The organism is Micromonospora arida (genome assembly GCF_003857035.1).
Taxonomy (GTDB): domain Bacteria; phylum Actinomycetota; class Actinomycetes; order Mycobacteriales; family Micromonosporaceae; genus Micromonospora; species Micromonospora arida.
Genome location: NZ_QGSY01000212.1, coordinates 22,526 through 39,433, shown reverse-complemented (window position 1 = coordinate 39,433; position 16,908 = coordinate 22,526). Strand labels below are relative to the sequence as shown.

Here is a 16,908-nt window from a genome sequence, read left to right as displayed (position 1 = left end):
ACATTGCAGCACTAGCAGACGCCGACCGACAGCAGTCTTGATCTTTGCAAGGCAGGGGTGAGGGGTTCGAGCCCACTGGGCTCCACCAGCACTTACGGCTGCCGCGGCGGGGCAGCGGCAGCGGCGATCGCTTCAGCGACGCACTCGTAGTCCTTGACCAGCCGGCCGACCAGGCCCGGTTCGGGTTCGACTGCTTCGATCAACCCGCGCACCAGGTCGCGAATCCTGGCCTCGTGCGAAGGCTGGCGGATGCGAGGGTGCCGCCGATGAAAGCTGTGCCAGCGGCGTAGGCCGATGTTGACGAGGCGTTCTCGGTCATCGGGTGAGGCGATCGGGCATCCCTGCTCCCACAGCTCGGTCAACGCCGCCAGGGCGACCGCACGAGTTGGTTCGGGCATCCTCGCCTCCACATTGCTTCGATGCAGATCAGTGACGCTAGCCGGCGAGCCCTCTCCGCTCCGGCGACGGTGACGACACAGCGGGCGGCGTGGCAGGCGCCGACCGGGGTAGGAGAAACCGCAACAACCCCCGGGAAGTCATCTGACCGCGGAGCTGTCGGAGCCCCTGGCCGCCGGAGCCGCCGGAGCCGCCGGAGCCCCGACCGCCGGAGCCGGCAGTGCGGTCAGGCGAGTGGCGTGAGCGGGATGGACTCGCTCCGGTACCCCGGTGAGCCGTCGGCATGCGGCTCACCTCCCGGCGCTGCTGAAGGGCCCTCCAGAGCATGCGGGTGGGTCAGGGGTCGGCTGATTTACGGACCACCAACGGGATCCCAGTGACGGTTTGATGAGGGTTTGGGCCACTCAAGGACGGGCATCTTCGAATGTGCAGATCAATATCGACGAGCCGGATGCAACCGAACAGTTCTGGGCCGGGATGCGGGAGGCGGCCGCCGCAGCGGCACGGCACCGCGACAACAGCCTGTACGAGGCCATCGTCAAGATTGGCAAGTCGGCTCTTGCCCAGGGCATCGAGCTGGTGCCGTCTGGCGGCCTCTTCCTCTGGTGTCCGATCTGTAGTGCCCAGAGCGGCCAACAATGCATCAACACGCCTCGCCACCCGTTGGACGAGAGCAGGCTCCACCCGGAGCGAACGGAATTGGCGGAGAAGGCGATGAGGGGCGAGGTTCCGCTCCCCAAGCCCTTCGGCTGAAGAACGGGGGGCGGCAGGTTTTTCGCCGGCCGCCCCCCGTCACCGACCGCAACGCCGCCCGAGCGCAACGCCCGATGCTCAGCCCCTGGAGCCGCTCGCGCCGTCGCCGTCCGCAGTGGTGGTGTGAGGCCGGGCCGGCGGCACATGCTCCATCAGCTTCGTGAGCGCGCCGTTGGCGAAGGTCGCGCCGAGCGCCGACCCGGCCCCGATGGTCCAGCCCACCGGCCCGAGCGGGGTGCAGCCGAAGAACTGACTCACCCCCGGGGTCTGCACCACCACTACCAGGACGCCCAGTGACGCCGCCGTGGAGGCCAGTACGGCCGGGCTGGTGCCGCCGGCCAGGATGGTCTGCCCGAGTTGGGTGCCGACCAGGGAGACCAGGGCGACTGTGCCGGCCCGCTGACGGCGTCCGGTGTAGCGGGCCAACGTCCAGCCCGCGGTCGCGCCCAGCGTGGTGGCTGCCGCCCGCAGCCCGATCTCCCTGGTGAGGCTCTCGCCGAGCGCCGTGTCCGGGCCCTCCCGCAGCAGCGCGTCGGTGCGGTCCGACGCGGGTGGCCGAACCGCGATGGCCAGCGCCGGCGCCAGGTCGGTGAGCAGGTTGACCAGCAGGAGTTGTCGTCCGGTGAGCGCGGAGCGGCCGGTCGCCGCGGCGGTGAGCACACTGAACGCGATCTCGCCGAGGTTGCCGCCGACCAGGATGCTGAGCGCGTGCCGCACCGACGACCACATGGCCCGCCCCTCGATCAGGGTGGCGATGATGGTCTCCAGCCGGTCGTCGGTGACCACCAGGTCGGCTGCGGCGCGGGCGGCCGGGGTGCCCCGTTGGCCGAGGGCGATGCCGACGTCGGCCAGCCGGATCGCCGGGGCGTCGTTGGCGCCGTCGCCGGTCATCGCCACGGTCCGCCCGCACTTCTGCAACCCCTGGATGATCCGCACCTTGTGCGCCGGGGTGCAGCGGGCCACCACGTCGGTGTTGGCCAACCGCTCGGCGAGCGCGTCGTCGTCCAGTTGGTCGAGTTCAGCGGCGGTGACCACCCGCTGTTCGTCGTGCTCGCTGATGGTGGCGGCGATCGCCTCGGCGGTGGCCGGGTGATCACCAGTGATCATGATGGTGTGCACGCCGGCCTGCCGGATCCGGCGTACCGCTGGCGCTGCGCTCTCCCGGACACCGTCCGCGAGGGCCAGGAAACCCACGAAGGTCAGCCCTCGAACGTCGGAGTCGGTCACCTTCGGGTCGTTCACCGGGCACTCCGCGACGGCGAGGATCCGGTTTCCCGCGCCGGCCCGGTCGGCGAGCATCCGCTCCAGCTCCGCGCGGCCGGCGTCGTCCAGCGGCTCCTGACGACCGTCCATGCGCCGGGACGAGCAGCGTGGCAGCACCGTCTCCGGAGCACCCTTGACGCTCAACAACAGGTGACCGTCGGTCTGTCCGATGCTCGCGTGGTAGCCGCGGGACGGCTCGAACGGCAGCCCTCCGGCGGCCCGCCACCCGGCGGCACCGGTCTGCTCCACCACCCCGGCCTCCCCGGCGCCCCGCCGGACCGCCCGGTCGGTCTGCAACGCCAACTCCTCCGGATTCTTCGCGGCGGGGGTGGCCCGCAGCGCCGCGGCCAGCGTCATCCGCAGCCGGTCGTCCAACCGGTCCAGCGGGGCGTACCGGTCGCCGGCGCTGTCGCCGACCCCGGCGAGCAGCAACTGGCCCTCGGTGAGGGTGCCGGTCTTGTCGAAGCAGAGCACGTCCACCCGGCCCAGCGCCTCGATGGTGCGCGGGTTGCGGACCAACGCGCCGTGCTCGGCCAGCCGCCGGGCCGCGGCCAGCTGCGCCGCGCTGACCAGGAACGGCAGCCCTTCCGGCACCGACGCCACGGCGAGGTTCGCGGCGGTCGCCGCCGTTTCGGCCAGGGGTACGCCTCGAAGCAGGCCCGCGCCGGCCACCGCCACCGCGGAACCGGCCGCCAATGGGATGGCGGCGCTGGTCAACGAGCCGAGCCGAGCTTCCACTCCACTGGCGGGCGGGTCCTGCTTGACCAGGGCGAGACTGCGGCCGGATTCGGTGTCCGAGCCGGTCGCCACCACCACGGCAGTGCCGTGCCCGGCGGCGACGGTGGTGCCCTCGTAGAGCATCGAGTGTCGGTCGGCGATGGCGGCGGCCACCACCGGTCGGTTGGACTTGGCGACCGGCAGCGACTCGCCGGTCAGCGACGACTCGTCCGCCTCGAGACCCACCGACTCGAGCACCCGGCAGTCGGCGGGCACCGAGTCGCCCGGCTCAAGGGTGATGACGTCTCCGAGGACCAGGTCCTCGGCGGCGAGAACCTGCTCGGCCCCGTCGCGGCGGACCCGTGCGGTCACCGCCGAACGGGACAGGAGTTCGGCGAGCGACCGTTCGGTGTTGCGTTCGTGCACCGCCCCGATCAGGGCGGAACCACCGACGACGCTGCCCACCAGCGCGGCGTCGACGAGCGATCCGAACGACGCGGAGAGCACCGCCCCGGCCACCAGCACCGGGGTGAGCGGGTTGGACAACTCGTCCACGAAGGCACGCAGCAGCCCTCCGCTCCCCGGTCCGGCATTGCCGTTTCCGCCGGGACCGTGGTGTCGGCGTTGCGCTTCGGCGCCGGCCAGGCCGTCCGGGGTGGAGCGCAGGTGGTCGAGCACTGTGCCAACCGGCATGAGGTGCCAGGCGGTTGCCACCGGCGCAGGGGTGTCCGAATGGTCGTGCAACCGGCGGGCCTGCCAGACCCCGTTGGCGAAGGCCAGCCCGGCCGCGCCGTTGACCGCGACGAGCGACCGGCCGGGCAGCTCGGTCGGCGGGGCCGTGAACGCGCCCAGCGCCCCGAGACCGGTGCCGGCCATGGCCAGCCGGATGTTCTGCTGGGCCGTACGCCGAGCCACCCCGGTCGCCTCGATCACCAGCGCCACCACCCGCAGGTCGGCACCGACCAGCAGATGCGCCCCCCACGGCGGCAGCTCCTCCGGCGCGGCGAAACCAAGACCGCAGTCGGACGCGCCGAGCGCCTTCCGGTCCGCGGAAACCAGCATCACCACCGCGCCGTCGCGCTGCAACGCGCGTACCGACTCGGCCAACTGGTCCCCGCCGGGCAGCATCGCGTCGGCGAAGCCGTACCGCTGCTCGTCGCCGCCGGCCACGACCAGCCGCAGGCCGGCATGTCGGGCGGCGGCGGGCAGGCCGTCGACGCCGGGCGCGGGTTCCGGCTCGACCCGCAACAGAGCGGCGAGCCGGTCGCCGTGGGCGAGGCCGAGGAGTTGGCCGCCGGCCGAACGCAGCCGTTCCGCGTCCGAAATGGTGTCCGGGTCGTGGGCGGGAATCTGGTCCAGCGGCCCGAGCCGCCATCCGTCCGCCGTACGGGAAGCAGCCGGGTCGTCCGGGTCGAACAACGCGAAGGCCCGCTCGGCCACCTGGTCGACGTTCGCGTCGGCCGCTGGCGCCAGATCGGCCAGTACGCCCCGGTCCGAGCCGAGCACCGAGGCGTCCAGGACGAGCGTGTCGATACGGTCCAACTCCCGCAGCACACTGCGGTCCATCGCGATCACCCCGCGCCGGGCCAGCATCCGGCCGAGCTGGGCGCCGTACCCCTCGCGTCCGCTGCCGGGCGCCTTCGGCAGCGCGGACAGGCCCAGCGCGGCGGCCCGCTTGCGTCCGGCGAAGGGCAATGCCGCCGCGCTCGCCGCCGTACCGGCGGCGAGGGCCCGGTTGATGTACCGCTCGACCGGGCCGTGCGGCTTGGGCCGCGGACGGTCGGCTATCGGCCACCGGGCGACGGCACGCTCGGGGTCGCCGGTCAACCGCGGTTCGGCGCTCTCCCAGGCGGAGAACTGGGCCCGGTCCTCGCCCCACTCCACGAGCCGTTGGGCGCTGTCGACGACGATGCCGGTCCAGCGGCCGGCCAGGCCCTGTACGACGGCCTCGGCCAGGGGAAAGAGAATCTCCGCGCGCGGGTCGGAGCGCAACGCCTTGCCGAGGAACGCGTGCAGCTTCGGCTGCAGGTCGACCGCCGACAGCAGGCCGGCCACCTCACCGGGCAACGGCGCGAACGGCAGGATCCGGGTGGCCGCCCAGAGGGTCAGACCCAGCGCGTCCGAGGCGAGCGCGCCGAGGGTGCGCGGATTGTGCGGGCCTTCCTCCGGCGGATGTGGGGGTGGGATCTCCGGATCGGGCTCGTGGTCGCAGGTCCGCTCGACCCGGCTGATCGTGGCGATGAGGTCGTCGAGATCCGGTTCGGGGGCCTGCACGGCCACCACCACCCGCCCGGAGGGAGCGTTCACCCTGGCCCAGGCCACCCCGGGCATCCGCTCCAGCGCGCCCTCCACCTGCCGGGCGAGCTGGTCGCCGCCCTCCTGGCACACGCCGTGCACCTCGATGTGGTGCCGACCGGGCCGCGACCAGACCCCACGCCGGGCGAGCCCGACCGACCGGGCCAGCCGGGTCGCGACCGAGCTGACCGACCGGGACGCCTCGCCGACCAGGTGCGGTACGCCGAAGGACGGCAGGATGCGGCCGGCAGCGCGACCCGCCGCCGTCATCGAGGCGTACGGCTGGACGGGCGCCGGCCCGGCTCCCTGTTGCCCCTCGTCCTGACCTTGTCCATGTCGTCCTCCCACCGCACTCACGTCCGGCGGCCTGGCTTCCCGACCTGCCATCCGATATGCCCCCTGACCGGCGGAATTTTCCGCGGTCGCTGGCGCATGGACGGGGTGTGCCGTGGAATCCGACGACCATCACCGGACATGGGGAGGCCGGCATGAGCACGCTGACGCGACATCTCAACGGCTCACGGGAGAACGTCCAGATGTACAACCGGCGGGTGCAACTGCCGATGCTGGGTGAGGTGGCGGTGCCGCCACCGGACAAGGTCGTCTACTACGCCGGGCTCGGGGTCCTCGCCGCGCTACAGGTCATCGAGTGGCCGATCGCCGTGGTGATCACCGCCGGTCATCTGCTGGCAGACCAGCATTTTTCCGGGCTGGCGCGCGGGGTCGGGAGGGCGCTGCAAGACGCCTGACGAGAGCCGGGTCACCCGCCGGTTGACATGAATCAGGGTTGAAGTCGCATGCTCGGTCGATGCCGAGCACAGTCGTCACCGCCACACCCGCCGCACCGGGACTCTTCGCGCCCCGGCTGCGCGCGATGACGGTGGGCAGCGTCGCGCTGATCTCACTCCTCGCGTTCGAGGCCTTGGCGGTCGGTACGGCGATGCCGACCGTCGCGCGCAGCCTCGACGGGCTGGCGCTCTACGGGATCGCGTTCGGTGGCCCGTTCGCCACCGGTGTGCTGGCCATGGTGGTCTCCGGCATCTGGTGCGACGCCCGGGGTCCCAAGGGGCCGATGTGGCACGGCGTCGCCTGGTTCGTGGTCGGGTTGCTGATCGCCGGGACCGCCCCCGTGATGAGCGCGCTGGTCGTCGGGCGGGTCGTGCAGGGTTTCGGCTCCGGGCTGCTCTCGGTGGCGCTCTACGTGATCGTCGGGCAGGCGTACCCGCAGGAGCTGCACCGGCGGATCTTCGCGGCGTTCGCGGCGGCGTGGGTCGTACCGTCGCTGGTCGGGCCGGCGGTTGCCGGCCTGATCGTGCAGTACCTGGGCTGGCGGTGGGTTTTCCTGGCGGTGCCGGCGGTGGCCGTGCCGGCGGTGCTGCTGATCCATCCCGGTCTGCGGTCGCTGGGCCGAAGTGCGGCAACGAGCCCGCCGGCGGGTGCGGCCGCGCGGATCGGTTGGGCGTGCGGGGCCGCGGTGAGTGCCGCACTGCTGCACATCGGGGGACAGCAGCGCGGCGCCACCGCCCTGGTGCTGGTTGCGTTCGCCGTGGTCGGCCTGCTGGTCTGCGCCCCGCGCCTGCTGCCGGCCGGGTTCCTCCGGGCCGCGCGGGGGTTGGCCACCGTGGTGGGGCTGCGTGGCCTGGCGTCGGCGGCCTTCGTCGGCGCCGAGGTGGTCATCCCGCTGATGCTCTCCCGGGAACGGGGCCTCTCGCCGACCGCGGCCGGGCTGGTCCTCACCGTCGGCGCGCTGGCCTGGTCGGCGGGCTCCTGGTTGCAGGGCCGGATCCCGGTGCCGGCCTCGCGGGCCAGCCTGCCGCGTGCCGGGCTCAGCTGCATCACGGTCGGCACCGCCACGGTGGCGCTGGCCGTGCGGCCCGAACTGCCGGTGGCCGTCGCTGTGGTCGGTTGGGCGATCGCCGGTCTGGGCATGGGGCTGCTCTATCCGTCGTTGTCGGTGCTCACCCTTGAGTTGTCCGCGCCGGGTGAGCAGGGCCGCAACAGCTCGTCACTGCAACTGAGCGACTCCCTCTTCGCGGCGACGGTGCTCGCGCTGACCGGGGCCGTGCTGGCTGCGGGAAGTGCGCCGGGCCCGGCCAGCTACACGACGACGCTCGCGGTGACCGCGGGACTGGCGCTGCTCGGGGCGCTGCTCGCCGGCCGGGTCGTGGTGGGCGGGGGTGTGCGACCGGCCGGGTGATCGGCGGATTCGGCCGCGTTCCACCTCCTCGTGCCGGGAGGATGGCGTTCGATGAACTTCCTGACCGTGCTGCCGCTCGCCGTGGTCATGGTCGCCGGGACGCAGTTGGTGGTGGCGGTCTTCCTGGCCTCGTCGGATCGGCCCCGGGCGGCGTCGCTGGGCTTCCTCGCCGGCGCGGGGCTGGTGGTCGCCGCCGGGGTGACGGTTGCCTGGTTGTTGGCCAAGCTGGTCGGTGGAGCGGTCGCCGACGCCAGCGCCGTGGCAGGGAAGGTCGACCGCGGCCCTGCCATCGACCTGGTGGTGCTGGCCCTGCTCGTGATCCTGGCCGTGCTGATCTGGGTCCGCCGGGACCGCTCCGGACCGCCGCGCTGGCTGGGGAGCGTCGAGCACGCCGGTCCGCCGCAGGCGCTGCGGCTGGGTGGGCTGCTCTTCGTGGCGACGCCCACCGACGACCTGACCATGGCCACCGTCGGGGCGAGCGTGGCCCGACACGATCTGCCGTGGTGGCACCTGGCGCCGTTCGTGTTGGTCACCGTGCTCCTGCTCGCGCTGCCCCTGCTGGCGTTGCTGCTGCTGGGGAGCAGAGCCTCGCGGGTGCTGACCCGGATGCGGAAGTGGGCCGAGGGGCATGCCTGGATCGTCAACGAGATCGTGATCGCGTTCTTCGCGCTGCTCACCGTGTTGGACCTGATCCGGTCGAGGTGAGCCGCCGCCCGACCACCTGGCCGACACGTACGGGGGAACCGGCCGGAAATGAGAGCAACAACGGTTCACGTTCGTCTTACCGTGACGCCATGTTCGCTGTCGTCACCACTGTGATCCTCTACGTCTTCGGCTTCGTCTTCCTCTACGGCGTGATCCGGCTGGGTGTCCGGCACGCGTTCGAGGATCTGGAGCTGCAACGGGCCAAGGCCCAGCGCGAGGAGGAGTTGGCGGCCTCCCGCGACCGCTCCTTCATGCGCGACAACGCCTTCCTCGCCGGCAGTTGAGCGCCGGATCGATCCGGCCCGGCCCGGTGGCGTCGCCGGGGGGTCGGGGAGCCGCTGGGCGGTTCAGCGTCGCGGATGCGAGGATCGCACCCGTGATGGGAACGCTGAAGACCGAACCGGCCCGCGCCCGCCTGGATCTGCTCGCCCCGCCGGTCGCGGAGGCCATCGCGCAGTGGCCGGCCGACGCGCCGGTGGACGTCAACGACGTGCTGGTCGCGCCGATCGACGCCGACCTCGCCGACACCGCGGCGTTCTGCGCGGCGTACGAGGTGGGGCTGGACGTGTCGGCCAACTGTGTCGTGGTGGCGGGCAAGCGCGAGGGCGTGGTGCGCTACGCGGCCTGCATCATCCTGGCCACCACGCGGGCCGACGTGAACGGGGTGGCCCGCCGGGCGCTGGACGTCCGCAAGGCGAGCTTCGCCCCGATGGACGACGCTGTCGAGCTGACCGGCATGGAGTACGGCGGCATCACCCCGATCGGGCTGCCGGCGCAGTGGCCGATCCTGGTGGACGCGCGGGTCATCGCCACACCGCACGTGATCGTCGGGTCCGGCGTACGGCACAGCAAGATAGCGCTGCCGGGGCCGGCGTTGGGCGCGCTGCCCGGAGCCCAGGTGGTGGAAGGGCTGGCCAGGCCAGTCTGACCAGGCATCGGCATCGATGTTGTTGCACGTGAAACATCGTGATCATCGATGCCGGACGCTCGGCGGTCGGTGACTCAGTGTGAGTGCGCTGCGGACTCGCGCTGCTCGACCTCGGCCAGCGCGGCGAGCAGCGTCTGCACCTCCTGCGCACCGGAGACCGCGTACTTTGCGGCCAGCACGAAGGTCGGCACGCTGGTGATGCCCAGATCCCGGGCGGCGGCCAGGTCGGCGGCGACGTCGGCGACGCGCTCGTCGGAGTCGAGGAACCGGCGCGCGTCGGCCGCGTCCAGCCCGATCTCACCGGCCAGGGTGGCAAGCGCATCCCGCGAGCCGACGTCGACCCCGTGGTTGAAGTGCGCCTGGTAGAGCGCCTCCACCATCTCGGCCGCCCTGCCCTGGTCAGTCGCCCAGGAGACCAGCCGGTGCGCCTCGAAGGTGTTGGCGATCACCGCGCGGTCGTAGTCGAGCCGCAGCCCGTCGGCCGCCGCGACCTGGGTCACGTGGTCGACCATCTGCCGGGCGCGCTCCGGGCCGCCGAACTTGCCGGCCAGCGCCTCCACCAGAGGCTGGGGCTGCGGCACCGGCGACGGGTCGAGCTGGAACGGCCGGTAGCGGACCGTCACCTCACCCTCGTAGCTGGCGAGGGCCTGATCCAGGCGGCGCTTGCCGATGTAGCACCACGGGCAGATGACGTCCGCGTAGATCTCGATCTCCATGATCGGTGCCAACCTCGCGGTCAGCCGAGTTGTTCCCGGATCTGCCGCTTGAGACGGCCAAGGATCGCCGTGCCGCCGCGAATCCGCAGCGGGCTGATCGCCTGGGCCAGCCCCATTCGCTGGTAGAGGTCGTCCGGCACGGCCAGCACCTGCTCGGCGCTCGCCCCCGCCAGCCCTTCGGCGAGGATCCCGGCGAACGCCCGGGTGGTGGGTGCCTCCGGGGGGCAGTCGAAGAGCGTCTCCACGGTGCCTTCCGGAGTCACCCGGGCGCGCAGGAAGAACGCCGTCTGACACTCGGGCACCTGTTCCATGCCCTCGCGCTCCGCGGCGCCCTCCGGCAGCGCCGGGATGACGTCCGCGTACTCCAGGAGCATCTCCAGCACCAGGTCGCGCGGCGCGGCGGCGAACTCGTCGACGATCTCGGCCAGTCGGGCCGGCATGTCAGCCATGCGTCGAGGCTACCGCCGTCGTGCCGGGGCCCCGGTCACACGGTGGGCGACTGCTCGCTGATCTCGCTGAGCGCGCTGCTGGGGTCGAGCTGCATGGCCAGGTCGCCGAGCGAGACGATCCCCACCAGCTTGCGGTCACTGTCACAGACCAGCACGCGTCGGATGCCCCGCTCCCGCATGAGCGCCGCCGCCTCACCCGCCGTGCAGTGTTGCTCGATCATGACGACCTCGCGGGTGATGATCGAGCCGATGGTGGTGGCCGCAGGGGAGCTGTTCTCCGCCACGGCCCGCACCACGATGTCCCGGTCGGTGAGCATGCCGGCGAGGCTCGCGCCGTCGGTGACCACCACATCACCGATGTCGGCCTCCTTCATCACCCTGGCCGCCTCGTCCAGGGTGGTCTCGGCCGGCAGGTACACGACCTGCTTGGTCATCACGTCACTGACCCGGTAACCGGTCATGAGAGCCTCCGAAGACGTTTCCACCCGATCCGACTGCACTACCCCGTGACGCGACAGCTACACCAGGCTCGCACGTTCCTGGCGTACCTCGTGGACGAGTCGATCCACCAGACCGTCCAGCGGCAACTCGGTGCGCCCGTCACCGGCCCGCTCACGCAGCTCGACGTACCCGTCGGCGAGCCGGCGACCGACCACGACGGCCCGGGGGATGCCGATCAGCTCGGCGTCGGTGAACTTGACCCCGGCCGAGACGTGCGTGCGGTCGTCGACCAGCACCCGCAGGCCGGCGGCGGCGAGACGCCCGCCGAGCTCCAGCGCCGCGTCGAGCTGCGGGCCCTTGCCCGCAACCACCAGGTGTACGTCACACGGCGCGACCGCCGCCGGCCAGACCAGTCCCCGGTCGTCGTGGTGCTGCTCGGCGACGGCCGCAACCGCCCGGGAGACCCCGATGCCGTAGCAGCCCATGGTCGGCCGGACCGGCTTGCCGGCCGGCCCGAGCACGTCGACCGCGAAGGCGTCGGTGAAGCGGCGGCCGAGCTGGAAGATGTGCCCGATCTCGATGCCCCGCCGGATGGTCAGCTCGCCCGCCTCGCACTCCGGACAGGGGTCGCCGGCGCGGACGTCGGCCGCCTCGATGGTGCCGTCGGGGGTGAAGTCCCGTCCGCACACCACGTCGGTCGCGTGTCGGCCCGGCTCGTTCGCCCCGGTCAGCCAGGCAGACCCGGTCACCACCCGAGGGTCGACCAGGTAGCGGATGCCCAGCTTGTCGAGCAGTTGCGGGCCGATGTAGCCGCGAACCAGCTCCGGATGATCGGCCCACTCCTCGAAGACGGTCACCTGTGCCGGGTGCAGTGCGGCACCGGCCCGCTTCAGGTCGACCTCCCGGTCACCGGGCAGCCCGACGACCAGGAGCTCGGCCCGGTCGGCACCCGGCTGACGAACGGACAACACGACGTTCTTCAGGGTGTCGGCGGCGGTCCAGCCGTCCCGACCGCCCAACCGGCGCGCGTTGGCCAACTCCACCAGGCTCGCGATCGTCGGAGTCTCCGGGGTGTCGTGCACCTCGACGGCCGGCTGCGCGCTCGGGTCGCCGGCGCTCGGAACCCGGGTGGCCACCGCCTCGGTGTTCGCCGCGAAGTCGCAGGAGGTGCAGCCGACGAAGGTGTCCTCGCCGACCGGCGTCGCCGCCAGGAACTCCTCCGACGCGGAGCCGCCCATCGCGCCGGACATCGCCCGCACCACCGTGTAGTCCAGCCCCAACCGGTCGAAGATCCGCTGGTACGCGGCGCGATGCCGCCCGTACGCCTCCCGCAGCCCCGCCTCGTCCAGGTCGAAGGAGTACGCGTCCTTCATCAGGAACTCCCGGCCACGCAGCAAGCCGGCACGCGGCCGAGCCTCGTCGCGGAACTTCGTCTGCACCTGGAACAGCGTCACCGGGAAGTCCCGGTACGAGGTGAACAGGTCCTTGACCAGCAGCGCCGCCATCTCCTCGTGGGTGGGTGCCAACAGGTGCTCGGCACCACGCCGGTCGGCGAGGGTGAAGATGTCGTCGCCGTACTCCGTCCACCGGCCGCTGGTGCGGTACGGCTCGGCGGGCAGCAGCGCCGGAAAGTGCACCTCCTGGTCGCCGATCGCCAGCAGCTCGCCCCGCACCACCTCGGTGATCCGATCCAGCACCAGCTTGCCCAGCGGCAGCCAGGTGTAGCCGCCCGGTGCGGCCCGACGGATGTAGCCGGCGCGCAGCAGCAGCCGGTGGCTCGGCACCTCCGCGTCGGCCGGATCCTCGCGCAGGGTCCGCAGCAACAGGGTCGACATGCGTAGCAGCATTCGCGCAGCCTAGAGCGGACGTGCCCGGCCCGGCGATCCAATTCGGTCCGAAGCGGGGCGTCACTGTCGGATGTTGGCGCCCTGGGCGGCAACCACCGGAGACCAGCGTGACGTCTGGAAGGGCATCAAGTTCGCCGCACCATGACCCGAAGGATCGGCTCGTGTGGATTCTCTGACGGAGTTCGACTCGTTCGTCCGTACTCGCACGCCGGCGCTGCTGCGCTCGGCCTACCTCCTCACCGGCGACCAGCATCTGGCCGAGGACCTGGTCCAGTCGGCCCTGGCACGCACGCACCGCTCCTGGAACCGCCTGCACCGCACCGGCAACGCCGAGGCATACACCCGCAAGACCATGTACCACCTGCAAGTGTCCTGGTGGCGCCGCCGTCGGGTTCCCGAGTCGATGCCGGGCGACCTGCCCGAGCCACGCGGAGGCGGCTCGGTGTCCGACCACGCCCAGCAGACCAGTCTGCGGCTCACCCTCAAATCAGCGCTGCTGAAGCTCTCCCCGAAGCAACGTGCCGTGCTGGTGCTGCGGTTCTTCGAGGACCGCACCGAGGCAGAGACGGCGGACCTGCTCGGCGTCACCGTCGGCACGGTGAAGAGCCAGACGGCCAGGTCGCTGGCCAAGTTGCGTGCCGTCGCGCCCGAGCTTGCCGAGCTGTACGTCCTGGAAGGAAGCACCCGATGAACGACCAGCGTCTCCGGCTCGACCTGGCCGACCTGGCTGGGGAGGTCGACCCGGTCGACCTTCGCGACCGTACCCTGCGAGCGTCCCGCCGGCTCGGCATCCAGCGCGCGGTTGCGTCCTCGGCCGCGGCCCTGGTGCTGATCGGCGCTGCCACCGGTGCTGCCTTCGTGATCCGCCCGGATGCCACCGGACCCGCTCCGCTGCCGGCGAACACCCCTTCGATCACAGTGGCGCCCACGCCGACCGGATCTCCGTCGGGCCCGGCGCCGACCGTGTCTCCCGGCACCTCGGGGAGCCCGGGCGATCCGACGGTGAAGGTTCTGACCGGCACGCTCTACTACCTTGGTCGTACGTCGAAGGACGCGGTCGTCCACGCCGTCCAGGGTGGAGCGGACCGGACGGTGGCCCGGATCCCGCTCGGCGGTGAGCCGTGCGTCGGCAATTCCATCACCGTCTCGCCCGACGGGCAGCGGCTGGCCTGGGTGGAGGACGCCGACACGGCGGGTTTCGGGGCGCTGATGACCGCCGCGATCGACGGGACGCGCAAGCGGAAGCTCGCCACCAAGGTCGGTTGTCTGGGCAGCAGGGCATTGGTGTGGATGGGGAGCGACCGCCTGATGGTCCGGCAGGACGACGGGGCGTCGGTCCTGATGAACGCAGTCACCGGTAGGCCTGTCGACGGTGATCGGGGTGAGGAGACGGACCCGTGCTGGTCCGCCGACGGTCGTTTCCTGGCTGCCATGGACGAGTCGGGGCCGTTCGTCTCCGGTCCGGGAAGCCGTCGCCCCTACCACTACGACCCGCCGAGCGAGGATGCCGACAAGTACGACGGTTGGAGCGTCCGCAGCGTGTCCATGGACGGTCGCTACGTGGCGGTGGGTTGGAAGGGGACCGACCCGTCTCGTCGCGACGACAGCCACGCAGTCGTCGAGGTCGCCACCAGCAGGGTCAAGACGCTGCCGGTCAACGGCGAGGTCAAGAACATCTTCTTCACCTCCGACGAGTTGGTTCTGATCCGTCGAGCGGGTCGGATCGTCGTGCTCGACGCCAGGTTTGAGGTGCTGGACGAAGTCGCCGAGGCCCGCGGCACCCGAGGGCTGGCGCTGCTCGCGTACGCGCCCTGACGGCTGAGCTGCCGGCGACGGCCGGGCGGAGCCTGAATCAGGTTCCGCCCGGCCGGCGCTCAATGACCTGCGACACGTCGGCGGATCGGGGCCCCGTGTGTCGCCTCTCCGGTGACAGACTGGTCGCCGCAGGCAACGAAGGCGTGAGGGGGCGCGGGTGCGCTGGCGCAGTTATGTCGCGGTCGGGGACAGCTTCACCGAGGGTATGGACGACGCGTACCCGGACGGCACCTACCGGGGCTGGGCGGACCTGGTCGCGACCCGGCTCGCCGCCGACGCCGGGCCCGACTTCCGGTACGCCAACCTGGCCATCCGGGGACGGCTCTTCCCCAGCGTGGTCGCCGAGCAGGTGCCCTCCGCCGTGGCGATGAAGCCGGATCTGATCAGTTTCGCGGCCGGCGGCAACGACGTGCTGCGGCGCACCTTCGATCCGGACACGCTGGTCGCCCGCTTCGACGAGGTGGTCCGGCAGCTGCGCTCGGGCGGCGCGGACGTGCTCCTCTTCCGGTTCGCGGACGTGATGGCCCGACTGCCCGGCCAACGCCTCGTCGCCCCCCGGGTGCAGCTGCTCAACCAGGCGGTCGGCGAGACCGCCGAGCGGCACGGCGCCATCATGGTCGACCTGTACGCCGACGACACGTTCCTCAACCCCATGCTCTGGAGCACCGACCGGCTGCACCTGTCTCCGGCCGGGCATCGACGGGTCGCCGGGCAGGTGTTGAACGCCCTCGGGGTTGGTTGCGACGAGGAGTGGCTGATGGTTCCGCCGCACCCGGCACCGTCGCCGTGGCTGGCTGCCCGCGCTTCCGATCTGCGGTGGGCCGGTCAGTACCTCGCCCCCTGGGTGAAGCGGCGGTTGACCGGTCGGTCGTCCGGCGACACGGTGACGGCGAAGCGCCCGCAACTCGGCCCGCTCGTCGACTGAGCATGCTCACCCTGCACACGGCGGCCCTGCTGCGGCGCGACCAGGACGGCGAGTCGTTGCCCGACCACGCCGTGCTGGTCAGTGGCGACCGGATCGAGGCCGTCGGCCCACTGGCCGAGCTGAGTTCGGCGTACGCCAACGCCCGGGTTCGCCGCTGGCCTGGAACGCTGGGGCCGGGTCTGCTGCACGACTGTCCGCTGCCGCCCGCGCCAACCCCGCGTGAGCGGGTGCACGCGCTGCTGCGTACCGGGGTGACGGCGGTGCTGGCGGAACACCTGACCGACCCCGCCCTGCGGGCCGCCGCCGAGCGCGGCGACCTGCTGGTGCTGGCCACCGCCGTGGCGCCGACGCTGCGGTCGGCCGGGCGGGCCGACCTCGCGGTGCACGGCGTCGACGGGGCCTGTCTGGTGACCGTCGTCGCTGGTCGGATCGCCCACCGCCGCGCCTGAACGGCGTACCTTGGGGATCATGTCTGTGCCGAACGATCCCGATCCCCGCCTCCAGTCGTACGCGGACCCGCAGCGGCTGGTCACCACCGAGTGGCTGGCCGAGCATCTGGGCGATGAGGGCCTCGTCGTCGTCGAGTCCGACGAGGACGTGCTGCTCTACGAATCCGGTCACATTCCCGGTGCGGTCAAGGTCGACTGGCACCTGGACCTGAACGATCAGGTGACCCGGGACTACCTGGACGCCAAGAGCTTCGCCGAGATGTGTGCCGCGAAGGGCATCGGTCGGGGCGACACGGTCGTCTTCTACGGCGACAACTTCAACTGGTGGGCCGCGTACGCCCTCTGGGTCTTCACGCTCTTCGGCCACGCCGATGTGCGACTGCTCGACGGCGGTCGACAGAAGTGGATCGCCGAGGGACGCGAGGTGACCCGGGACAAGCCGGCTCGTCCGCGCGCCGACTACCCGGTGCCGCTGCGGGACGACGCGCCGCTGCGGGCCTTCCGTGAGCAGGTCATGGCGCACGTCGCCTCCGGCCGGCCACTGGTCGACGTCCGGTCGCCGGGTGAGTACACCGGCGAGATGCTGCACATGCCGGACTACCCGCAGGAGGGCGCGCTGCGCGGTGGGCACATCCCGGGCGCGGTCAGCAAGCCGTGGAAGTCCGCCGCCAACGAGGACGGCACGTTCAAGTCCGCCGACGAGCTGAAGGCGATCTACGCCGACCAGCTCGGGCTGAGCCCGGACGACGACGTGATCGCGTACTGCCGCATCGGCGAGCGGTCCAGCCACACCTGGTTCGTGCTGCGGCACCTGCTGGGCTACCCGCAGGTGCGCAACTACGACGGCTCGTGGACCGAGTGGGGCAACCTGGTCCGGGCACCCGTCGTCAAGGGTGACCAGCCCGGCGGCCTGGCCGTCTGACAGATCGTCGTGTGATCGACTCGGGTTCCCTGATGTCGTGCTGCCCCCTTCGCTGGGACACCACGGCATCTATGAAAACCCGAGTCGATC

The 16,908-nt window shown here is 71.8% G+C and carries 17 protein-coding genes; 11 read left to right on the top strand and 6 right to left on the bottom strand.

What is annotated here, in order from left to right; genetic code table 11:
* Positions 1-92 precede the first annotated feature (92 nt).
* Positions 93-362, bottom strand: coding sequence for a hypothetical protein (locus DLJ58_RS20185; protein ID WP_244219046.1), 270 nt, complete (start codon positions 360-362; stop codon positions 93-95).
* A gap of 460 nt (positions 363-822) precedes the next feature.
* Between DLJ58_RS20185 and DLJ58_RS20180 the strand changes: the two genes are divergently transcribed.
* Positions 823-1,149, top strand: a complete 327-nt coding sequence (locus DLJ58_RS20180; RefSeq protein ID WP_124858580.1) for a zinc finger domain-containing protein — start codon at positions 823-825, stop codon at positions 1,147-1,149.
* Positions 1,150-1,227: 78 nt separating this feature from the next.
* Here DLJ58_RS20180 and DLJ58_RS20175 read toward each other — a convergent pair whose 3' ends face one another.
* Positions 1,228-5,694: an HAD-IC family P-type ATPase gene (locus tag DLJ58_RS20175; RefSeq protein WP_124858579.1), complete on the bottom strand. Its 4,467-nt coding sequence runs from the start codon at positions 5,692-5,694 to the stop codon at positions 1,228-1,230.
* Between the two features lie 218 nt (positions 5,695-5,912).
* Here DLJ58_RS20175 and DLJ58_RS20170 point away from each other — a divergent pair, with 218 nt between their 5' ends.
* The 5 genes from DLJ58_RS20170 (at position 5,913) to DLJ58_RS20150 (ending at position 9,254) form a co-directional block, all read left to right on the top strand.
* Entirely contained in the window at positions 5,913-6,173 is a 261-nt protein-coding gene (locus DLJ58_RS20170) for a hypothetical protein (protein WP_124858578.1), read from the top strand.
* Between the two features lie 59 nt (positions 6,174-6,232).
* Positions 6,233-7,621 carry an MFS transporter gene (locus DLJ58_RS20165; protein ID WP_124858577.1) on the top strand — a complete coding sequence of 463 codons (1,389 nt, stop codon included), beginning with the start codon at positions 6,233-6,235 and terminating at the stop codon, positions 7,619-7,621.
* A 51-nt stretch (positions 7,622-7,672) separates the two neighbouring features.
* Complete coding sequence (locus DLJ58_RS20160) at positions 7,673-8,326, top strand: GAP family protein (protein ID WP_124858576.1); 654 nt, start codon at positions 7,673-7,675, stop codon at positions 8,324-8,326.
* An 89-nt stretch (positions 8,327-8,415) separates the two neighbouring features.
* Positions 8,416-8,610: a hypothetical protein gene (locus DLJ58_RS20155; protein WP_091396465.1), complete on the top strand. Its 195-nt coding sequence runs from the start codon at positions 8,416-8,418 to the stop codon at positions 8,608-8,610.
* 95 nt (positions 8,611-8,705) lie between these two features.
* Positions 8,706-9,254 (top strand): YbaK/EbsC family protein, encoded by a 549-nt coding sequence (locus DLJ58_RS20150; protein ID WP_091396461.1) that lies wholly within the window; start codon positions 8,706-8,708, stop codon positions 9,252-9,254.
* A gap of 74 nt (positions 9,255-9,328) precedes the next feature.
* On the opposite strand, the gene DLJ58_RS20145 is transcribed toward DLJ58_RS20150, so the two are convergent.
* From DLJ58_RS20145 to DLJ58_RS20130, 4 genes are read right to left on the bottom strand one after another with little or no spacing between them, the layout of a single operon-like run.
* The gene (locus DLJ58_RS20145; protein ID WP_124858575.1) at positions 9,329-9,970 is read right to left on the bottom strand and encodes a DsbA family oxidoreductase; all 642 of its coding nucleotides are present in this window, start codon (positions 9,968-9,970) and stop codon (positions 9,329-9,331) included.
* A gap of 20 nt (positions 9,971-9,990) precedes the next feature.
* Positions 9,991-10,419, bottom strand: coding sequence for a SufE family protein (locus tag DLJ58_RS20140; RefSeq protein ID WP_124858574.1), 429 nt, complete (start codon positions 10,417-10,419; stop codon positions 9,991-9,993).
* A 35-nt stretch (positions 10,420-10,454) separates the two neighbouring features.
* Positions 10,455-10,880, bottom strand: a complete 426-nt coding sequence (locus DLJ58_RS20135) for a CBS domain-containing protein (protein ID WP_124858573.1) — start codon at positions 10,878-10,880, stop codon at positions 10,455-10,457.
* A gap of 57 nt (positions 10,881-10,937) precedes the next feature.
* Positions 10,938-12,707, bottom strand: a complete 1,770-nt coding sequence (locus tag DLJ58_RS20130; protein WP_124858572.1) for a proline--tRNA ligase — start codon at positions 12,705-12,707, stop codon at positions 10,938-10,940.
* A gap of 163 nt (positions 12,708-12,870) precedes the next feature.
* On the opposite strand from DLJ58_RS20130, the gene DLJ58_RS20125 reads away from it, so the two are divergent.
* From DLJ58_RS20125 to DLJ58_RS20105, 5 genes are all read left to right on the top strand, one after another.
* Complete coding sequence (locus DLJ58_RS20125; RefSeq protein WP_124858571.1) at positions 12,871-13,398, top strand: SigE family RNA polymerase sigma factor; 528 nt, start codon at positions 12,871-12,873, stop codon at positions 13,396-13,398.
* A complete protein-coding gene (locus tag DLJ58_RS20120; protein ID WP_124858570.1) occupies positions 13,395-14,522 on the top strand; it encodes a TolB-like translocation protein in 1,128 nt (375 codons plus the stop codon). The genes DLJ58_RS20125 and DLJ58_RS20120 overlap by 4 nt, the downstream gene beginning before the upstream one ends.
* A gap of 157 nt (positions 14,523-14,679) precedes the next feature.
* Entirely contained in the window at positions 14,680-15,447 is a 768-nt protein-coding gene (locus DLJ58_RS20115) for an SGNH/GDSL hydrolase family protein (RefSeq protein ID WP_124858569.1), read from the top strand.
* 2 nt (positions 15,448-15,449) lie between these two features.
* A complete protein-coding gene (locus tag DLJ58_RS20110) occupies positions 15,450-15,896 on the top strand; it encodes an imidazolonepropionase-like domain-containing protein (RefSeq protein WP_124858568.1) in 447 nt (148 codons plus the stop codon).
* 19 nt (positions 15,897-15,915) lie between these two features.
* A complete protein-coding gene (locus DLJ58_RS20105; protein ID WP_124858567.1) occupies positions 15,916-16,818 on the top strand; it encodes a sulfurtransferase in 903 nt (300 codons plus the stop codon).
* Positions 16,819-16,908 lie beyond the last annotated feature (90 nt).